The organism is Candidatus Nebulibacter yamunensis, assembly GCF_024208055.1.
Classification (GTDB): Bacteria; Pseudomonadota; Gammaproteobacteria; order Francisellales; family Francisellaceae; genus Caedibacter; species Caedibacter lacustris.
In genome coordinates, this window is sequence record NZ_JAMBMW010000008.1 from 80591 (window position 1) to 89098 (window position 8508).

General features: G+C 35.7%; 4 protein-coding genes and 1 pseudogene. All 5 read right to left on the reverse strand.

Going from position 1 to position 8508, the window contains the following annotated elements; all coding sequences use genetic code 11:
- Positions 1–129: 129 nt before the first annotated feature.
- Positions 130–3156 carry a calcium-binding protein gene (locus M1V25_RS05165; RefSeq protein ID WP_498842627.1) on the reverse strand — a complete coding sequence of 1009 codons (3027 nt, stop codon included), beginning with the start codon at positions 3154–3156 and terminating at the stop codon, positions 130–132.
- Positions 3137–3622 (reverse strand): calcium-binding protein, encoded by a 486-nt coding sequence (locus M1V25_RS05170; protein WP_498842628.1) that lies wholly within the window; start codon positions 3620–3622, stop codon positions 3137–3139. The genes M1V25_RS05165 and M1V25_RS05170 overlap by 20 nt, the downstream gene beginning before the upstream one ends.
- The gene (locus M1V25_RS05175) at positions 3595–6921 is read right to left on the reverse strand and encodes a calcium-binding protein (protein ID WP_498842629.1); all 3327 of its coding nucleotides are present in this window, start codon (positions 6919–6921) and stop codon (positions 3595–3597) included. The genes M1V25_RS05170 and M1V25_RS05175 overlap by 28 nt, the downstream gene beginning before the upstream one ends.
- Positions 6914–7993: a hypothetical protein gene (locus M1V25_RS05180; protein ID WP_498842630.1), complete on the reverse strand. Its 1080-nt coding sequence runs from the start codon at positions 7991–7993 to the stop codon at positions 6914–6916. Before M1V25_RS05180 ends, M1V25_RS05175 begins: the two co-directional genes overlap by 8 nt.
- A 409-nt stretch (positions 7994–8402) precedes the next feature.
- Positions 8403–8508, reverse strand: a pseudogene (locus M1V25_RS05185) (IS5/IS1182 family transposase); the annotation flags it as partial.

Genomic DNA, 8508 nt, shown 5'->3' on the forward strand with positions numbered 1-8508 from the left:
TGATTTTAGGAGATCACTAATTTAGTTGGATCCGACAATTTCCCTTGGTAATTAACACGACAAAATCCCTTGGTGTTAACAGTGATTTCAAATATCCTTATAGCGTATGCTTTTGAATATCTATCATGCTCATGCCTTTGGTATCCATGAATTGACTAAAATACTTTTTATCTCATCTTTTTGATCTTTATTGAGTAAATCTTCACCTACACCAGTCTCAACATTAAAGCTTGCCAATGTTTGAATAATCACATCGATTCGTTTTTTATCTAGCATATGATTGCCAACTTCAATCTCATCAATTTTATGTGCTTCAGATTCAAACCAATTTTCTACAACAATTTGCTTAAGTTTATTTTGATTTGCTAAATTCTTAATCACCAAGTTACTTACTTCACGATAAAAACGGATATCGTCTGTTTTTAGACCATGAAGCTTTAGAAAGTCGCTGCTATTGTCAGTATCGTGGTTATTAATGATCACATTATTTGAACGCCTTAAATCAACTTGATAGTAATCAGATCCCTCACCACCCTCCAAGGTATTATTATCGCCATCTGCAATCAGTTTATCATCGCCTGTGTTGCCGTAAAGATGATCATTGCCATTTTTAGCGTACAAAGTATCATTTCCTGCACCACCTAGCAATTGATCATGACCATCTTTACCTGCATAAAGAATATCATTTCCCTCATTGCCATTGAGCACATTATTTCCTGACTGCCCATAAATAATATCATCTCCATCTCCTGAATCGATATTATCATTGCCTTTACCCGAGTAGATCACATCATTACCATCTCCACTATAAACTACATCATCTCCATCACCAGCATCAATCCAACTCATTCCTGTGTTAATCAGGATTTGATCATTTCCAGTTGCAGTGTAAATCGAACTGCCGTTACTATGTTCAATCTCAATCACATCATCACCAGCACCTGAATGAATTATGTTTTTACCAAATTGCACTTCAATATAATCAGCTCCATTCCCTGTGGTAATGGTATTATCTCCAGTGCCTGTATAAATTTCATTGTTACCATGACCGGCTTTAATCACATTATTGCCATCACCCGTATAGATATAATCAACATCTTTGCCACCAAAAATTTGATTATCCCCGTCCCCAACAGAAATATTATTTTCACCATGACCCGCTTTAATGACATTGTTACCATCCCCAAGATCCATCAGATCAGCACCATAACCTGCATAGATGATATTATCACCATCACCAGTATCTAACTCATTATCACCATTTCCAAGCTTGATTATATTATTTCCATCGTTAACATAGACAAAATCATAATCGCTACCACCAAAAATTTGATTATCCCCACTGCCTGCTTGAATAGTATTCTTACCACTGCCTGCTTTAATAACATTATTACCATGTCCTGCTTTAATGACATCGTCACCTGCACCACTAAGGATCAAATTATTTCCATTACCAGTATAAATTCTGTTATTCCCACTACCTGCTTTAATCTCGTTGTTACCGCTTCCTGTATTGATCAAATCATCACCATTGGCTGTGGTAATTTTGTTATTGCCCTCACCTGCCTCTACCTGATTATTACCACCCTTGGCATTGATCACATCAGCACCGTCATAAGTTTCGATATAATCATCTTTCTTGCTGCCAATCCGATTTAAATTATCCTCTACTCTACTAAACTTTGTTTCATCTGTTATCAACTCAGAAATCAGGTATTCATTACCCTGACTGTCTATGATTTTATCTACACTTAGGTCATTAAAATAACCTTCAAGCTTTATACTGCTGCGATAAAACTGATCTCCTTGTTGATATAATGTTGCTCGATTATAGTTATGTGAAATCGCTTTGATATATAAATCATCTTGATCACGTAAAAAATATAGCTCTTCTAACGTAATGTCTTTCAATAAAACTGCATCTTCATGATTATTGTTATCTGCAACGATCACATCGTCAAAAGTTATTTTTGATAACACGTAATGATCGACACCAAAACCTCCTGCTAAATAGTCATTATGTTGTTTCCCATCCAAAACATCCTTGCCATCTGTGCCTTGCAAATATTCAACTCTATTTATCCCTTGAATATAATTGGTCTGTGTTTCCTCATCAAAATACATTAGATAAACACTATTAGAGAACTGCTTTTCTAGACCACCTGCTTTGCTTAGGATAAAATCTTTATGCGGTATCACTTGCCAAATTTCAGCTCCATTATTAAATTCGAGGGATACTGGTGGTGCATAACGATTGTCTCTATCATCATAAGGCTTCGTTAAAGCATAGTCTGCTATTGTAATATTGATGTTATGTTTTTCAGCAACAAATACTAAATCCCGTACATACCATTCTGTATAATGCTGACCACTTTTCGAGTAAGTATGCGAACTCAAGCTTAAATAAATATTATTCAAGTCCTCTAGCTGAATATCATCTTCAAAAACAAGCGTTACACTATTATCTTCATTTACTGAAAACAGCTTAGGAGTTCGTACAACATCATTCCCACTATTCGTTGAAAAAACATATCGATCATGACCATAACCACCAACCAAAGTATCATTATCCTCTCCACCAACTAGCGTGTCATTGCCCAATTCTCCGTATAAATGATCATTTCCTTGACCGCCATTTAAAATATCGTCACCGTCGCCACCCTTTAAATCATCATTACCTGCCTTACCATCTATCAATTCGCTTTCAGCATTGCCAATTAGCTTATCATTATTATCAGTACCCCTTATTTGTTTTGAATCTAATAGAGAATAGTTCTTATCAATCATCTGTCCATCTGAGAAAGTAAATTGATTGACGCCAGATATATGCTGTGGTGTATCCGTATAGAACCGTTTTATCGTTACCTGATCCTGATTGTTGATATGCTTAACAATCAAATCATCTTCATTTTTTATAAAATAAAGATCTGATAGTCGAATGCCATCAATAAATTCGACTGTATTATCAACAAAGGTTTCATCATTATATAAATACACTGCTTCAATTTCATCAACACCAAAAGATTGACCAAATACATACCGATTCTTCCCATACCCTCCAGATAGGTAATCATTGCCTTCACCTCCAGTGAGTATATCGTCACCTTCATTTCCATAAAGTTCATCATTGCCAGCATCACCTACTAATATTATCATCTCCCTGACGTCCATAAAGCTTATCATTACCACCTAAGCCTTGGATAACATCATCTGCAATTGTCCCTGAACTAACATCTGCTTGTTCTGTTCCTATATAATGAATATTTTCAGGTGTAACGTTAAATATAGCATCACCACGCTGCCAGACTGTACCATTAGCAAATTCAATACGTGAAACTTTGCCTAGATTAACATAGTCTGATGCACCTTTATAAAAGTTATCTAGTTTGATGCTATCGTATTCATTAAGCGTTAAGATGAGATCATATTCAATACGTTTAAGTAAAATATCTTCATGACTGATTCCCACTGTAAACTGTAATATATCCCCAAAAGTATCATTGATACTCCCATCTTCTTCGCTAAATAAATATGTTTCTATCTCTCTCTCGTTATAACCTAGTTTTAATTTCCCCTCATCAATCCACGCATTTTTTAAGATAATATCATGCCCATCACCCAAACTATAGATATAGGTTGATTTATTTCTATGATATCATCACCTTTACCTGCAATTGTGACATTATGATGCTCATTTAGATAGCGTTCACCGACAACCCCACCATCTAAGACTCCACTATATACCTCTGACAACATAGCACCAGAAATAATCAAATCATTTCCATTACCACCAAAAATATGATTATTCCCTGCACGAGCAACAATTACATCGTCTCCCTCTCCACCATCTAGAATATCATTACTACCACCACCTTGTAGTTCATCATTACCCGCTTCTCCATATAAAGCATCAGAAGTAAAAAATTCTTTCGCATAATAGGCTCGTTGATCCTCGAAAACAAGAGCATTTGACGCTAAGTAATCATCTCCTTCACCACCAAAGATAGTGTCATTATACCAATTACCATTTTCACTATAGATCCAATCATCCCCCGCACCTGCATCAATATAATTAAAACTTGATAAGCTATTGCTTGTTCCAATGTATCGTTTTGAGTCAATCGGTGTCACCACGTTATCTTGGTTATTTCCAACCACAATACTATTGCCTTGGACAGTATAAGCTATATCATCTGTCAATAACATAGCATTACTGATCACCCCATTTTTAAATACATATGAGTCTATTTGCGCAAGCTCAGCCAATGCTTCCTCATTCATTGACCTAAGTGTTTTTGCTAAAGTCTTATTAGCATCCCAACCTAACTTACCTAGTAAATCCTCTGGTGCCAGTTTAATCAATAACAACAAACCCACTGCTTCCACAGCAGTTGCATCAACACGATCAATAAAATATTGATCTATAGCATCAAATCCAAGTGACAACTCCCCTTCATCATTACTATTAATTTCAATCATATCTACAAAACGTTGATAGTCATAATTCCTAAAAATAGTATTTTCAACTGAACTTAATAACTTATTATACGCACTATCAAGTAAGCTATTTTGTCTGGGAAGCCCCGAAAATAGGTCATCTTTTAATACAAGCGGTTTACCACTAGTAAATTTAACTAGATTCCACCAATTACCTATTGAGACTCTAAGCTCAGAATTCTCTCCCTTCTCAAGGATATCGTAACTGACCAGATTGCTAAAATTAAAGGTCTCAAGCACAGCTATTCTTTCAAGCCTTTGCCGTGTGGTGTCACTCAGATCAAAACTAATTGTTGTCCCTGAGCTTAACTCCAAACCTTCTAATTCAGTAACGACTGAATTAAAGCTTTCTGCTGAGTCTGCCCACGCCTTAACAAGCTTTTGATAAAGCATTTTGCGTGTATTGTAGTTTTCTGTTTCAGTAATTGCTTGCACTATCTCTACAATGACAGGGTTCAGCACAGCTGCTTGATTTAAATCCCTTACTGCGCCAGAGCCTCTAAGGCTAAATGCTAAATTTTGCTCCTCTAACTTGTCTGCAAATTGATAATAGAAATCGTCACTATATTCACGGTAAAAGGAATTGACATTAAAATTTAACGCGCCAATGTCATGCTTCTGACCATTCAAGTCTCGATACGTTGAGCTTTTGACAATTACACCCCCATCAGCATTACTACCATTATCTACTACTACATTCAAATCAATACTTTGTACATCTGAGTTAGCTAGAGCAGTTATTTCTCCTTCCTGAACCACGCCATCTTCGTTTTTATCCTGCCATAATCCTACTTCGCTAAATGCATGATCTTCCACATTAAAAACACCATCATTATTATCATCCAAATCTAATAGCGCATCAAAACCATCTGTGGCTTTCTCTCCATTTTGCTTAATCGTATTGTCCCCAAATAACTCCAATCCACTATCAATTTGACCATTGTTATCCAAATCACGCACCAACAGAGCATCATCACCATTAACCCAGCCTGTGGCATGCTTCACTCCATCACTATCATGATCAAATAAAATATTTCCATGAGCTGCAATGGTCTCAATCCCATCACCATCTAAATCTAAAATAAGAGGATCACGGGGAGGGAAAGCGATCTTTGATGCTTCAGTAAAGTCATCGTTAACGAGACTATCAATAAAGTCATTAACTGCGGAACCCTCTCCCATTAAACACATTAAAATATCACCTTTAAAAGCTTTCATGACGTTTTCTTTCTGGTATTCAGATGAAAATAGAGTTTGATTATAATTAGCCATTCCTAAAAACAAATTGTTATAATTGCTCAGTTGATCCATAAGCTTTTGTTGAGCATGACCTAAGCGATAATACTCCCGCAGTAAAATCGGATTATCACTAATCAAAATACCATGAAAAAGATGTAAATTCTGTAATGCCTCATCTTTAATCTGCTCAATATCAGCACGTACCCGTGAGATTTCTGCTACACCATCTTCATATAAACGATTAACAATGCTTATGTCTAATTCATTTGGAATCAAAGCACCATTTTGATCAAACTTTTGATAGAGATAATTATTGATGGTGTGTGCATCAAGTAAACCTAAACTCTCATGACCTGGAATAATAATTGTATCCCCTATATTTGTCGCCCAAAAAGCAATTAGGTCTCCTTCACGTGCATAGTTGATAATCTTGTTGTTCACCATTTCATGATTGACTGCATAGTTTTCATAAAGTGTAATTTTTATTGGATCAGTAACAGCAACATAGCCTAAACTCTTTTCCCCTGTAAGCCTATCTTCAACTACCCCTACCTCATAATAAGTACCGCCTTCTTTCTTTCCTTGTAAGATTTCCTGCCCACCATAGCCTTCAAAATTGTATATCATGCCCAGCTTTTCACTACCTATATAAGTCGCTTGTGCTTGTGCTTGTGCTATCGTCGCCCCAGCTGAATGGTTGGCTCCTGAAAATATTTCAGGAGTATAAATCTTATCAACCATATCAATAAAATTCACACCTGCCATCATATTCTGCGAAATACGATAAGCCAGCATTTCTGCGTCTGAAGCATAATCACCCAATTCACTTGTGCCTTTATTAACAATCACCATTTCGGTTGTATTAAGTTTTGGAGTCACTGCAATAGCGTAATAGCCAGCTCCCCCAATAGCGGTGTGATTCTCAATCGTATTACTCGTTGCCATTAGTGTAAAATTGTCCAACACCTGATTAAACTTATTTGCCGCTAGGGCAATTTGATCACGCAAATCCTGGGGGATACCTTCGTGAAAGTTACCTTGATCATTGTAAATATAATCCTTTAATGTATTTGTGCTTTTACTGATTTCTTGATTATCAAAAATATATTGATCTGTTTTTATGTCTTTGGTGTAGACAATATTTGCTAATATTGCGCTTTGTTCCGCTGTTAACACGCTATTCATGGCTTATCTCCTTATCGTATAGTGTTACAATTTGGTTATATAAATCAGTTTGTGTTAAAAATTGAGCTTCACTTGAATCATACCTTCTGGCAACAATCCAAATCTCCTCCACCTTGCCTGATAAAGTCTTATATTTAACCGTGTGCATAGGCAATAACTTAATATATTTAGCCACATCCAAAGGAGAGTGAATGCTTTGAGCTATATTGGCATACTCTGGTATATTTGGCTTACCATAACAAAACTTCATAATCCCATTCATAGGGCAGTCTGAAATCATTAACACACCCCATGTATACTTTGATGCTTTATATGCTTGATTGCGCACAAAAATATCCGTTGTCATTGGTTTTTTAAGTACCGAGTCATTTGGAATATCAAGTAAATTAATTTCGATGCTGTAACTAAAAAATTTAAGTGATTGTAAATATTTATTCAAGTCATATACTTTTTGCATAAATTTCAATAAGTTTTCTGGACTTTTCTTCAAGTCAATATGAGCTTCCACACCAAAGTTTATTGCGTCATGACTAGTTTTTATCCACTCTTCTATATGCATATTGTCCTTATGTAAATTATACAAAGCCCTATCTACTAAATATGACTTATCTTTGGGAAGCTCACCTCTAGAAAGCGAACCTCCACTGGCTCGCACACGATAAATATCAGACAATCCAGAAAAAAATGGTTTGATCAAATTAGCCGCTTGAATTGCACTTCTTGTTTGTAAATAATTACTCGCAAACGACCCTTTGCCTGTTAAATCCGTAATTACCATTAACTGTTGATCTGGCATTGACTCTGGGATTACAGTAAAAGTATAACTTCTACTTTGTCGATTATAATTGCCACTTATCACTTTAAAGTTCTCACCATACTTGGCTTTAAGCTGATGAGCTACTTTATCCATCATATCGGAAGAAACCCGACTACCTAAGCCATGGGAAATGTAGTAAAAAACGCCTATTAAGATTACTATCGTGATTGAGATGGTTACTATTATAAAGCCCAGCTTTGTTATTCTTGTCTCTTCCTCCAGTTTTACTTGTCCAATATTCCTTTTCTTATCCATCTTTCACTTACCTCTAAAACCGCAATTTTTCAATCATACTACGAACATAATTGAAGCCTTCATGCCATTTCAATTTGGCAATTCCCATTTTTACTTAGGTAACACCACCAAAAAGTCGTTTAAAAACAAGCCTTTAAAATCAAGCTTTGAGTATAATTGATCCCTTATCGGAGAATAAAAAAACAAAAACTAGCAGTGTCATCTTGGTTTAAGCGTAGACGATTATTGTAAGAGGTCAAATTTTAATCTTAGACTTTCTCACAGTGTTTTAAAGAGTGAATAAAAATAAAAACGTAGATTTGGACAATGACTGATATGCTAAAAGGCACTAGTTTGCTTTTAGTTCAAAACACCGATATTCAAATCAAACCTTCTATGACGAAAACTGTATTAGAGTTCTTTCCAAACCTCAATTAGTCAATTCAAAGTTGTAAATTCCCGTTATTAAATTAAATCGAAGTCCAAACCTTTTTCGTCTATTCCGATATTTGTCGGCAATAATTTTAAAACGTTTT

What these genes read in the sequence shown, in the direction of transcription:
- M1V25_RS05180 (WP_498842630.1), bottom strand. Translation starts at nt 7,993, where the DNA reads ATGGATAAGAAAAGGAATATTGGACAAGTAAAACTGGAGGAAGAGACA.
- M1V25_RS05165 (WP_498842627.1), bottom strand. Translation starts at nt 3,156, where the DNA reads ATGATAATATTAGTAGGTGATGCTGGCAATGATGAACTTTATGGAAAT.
- M1V25_RS05175 (WP_498842629.1), bottom strand. Translation starts at nt 6,921, where the DNA reads ATGAATAGCGTGTTAACAGCGGAACAAAGCGCAATATTAGCAAATATT.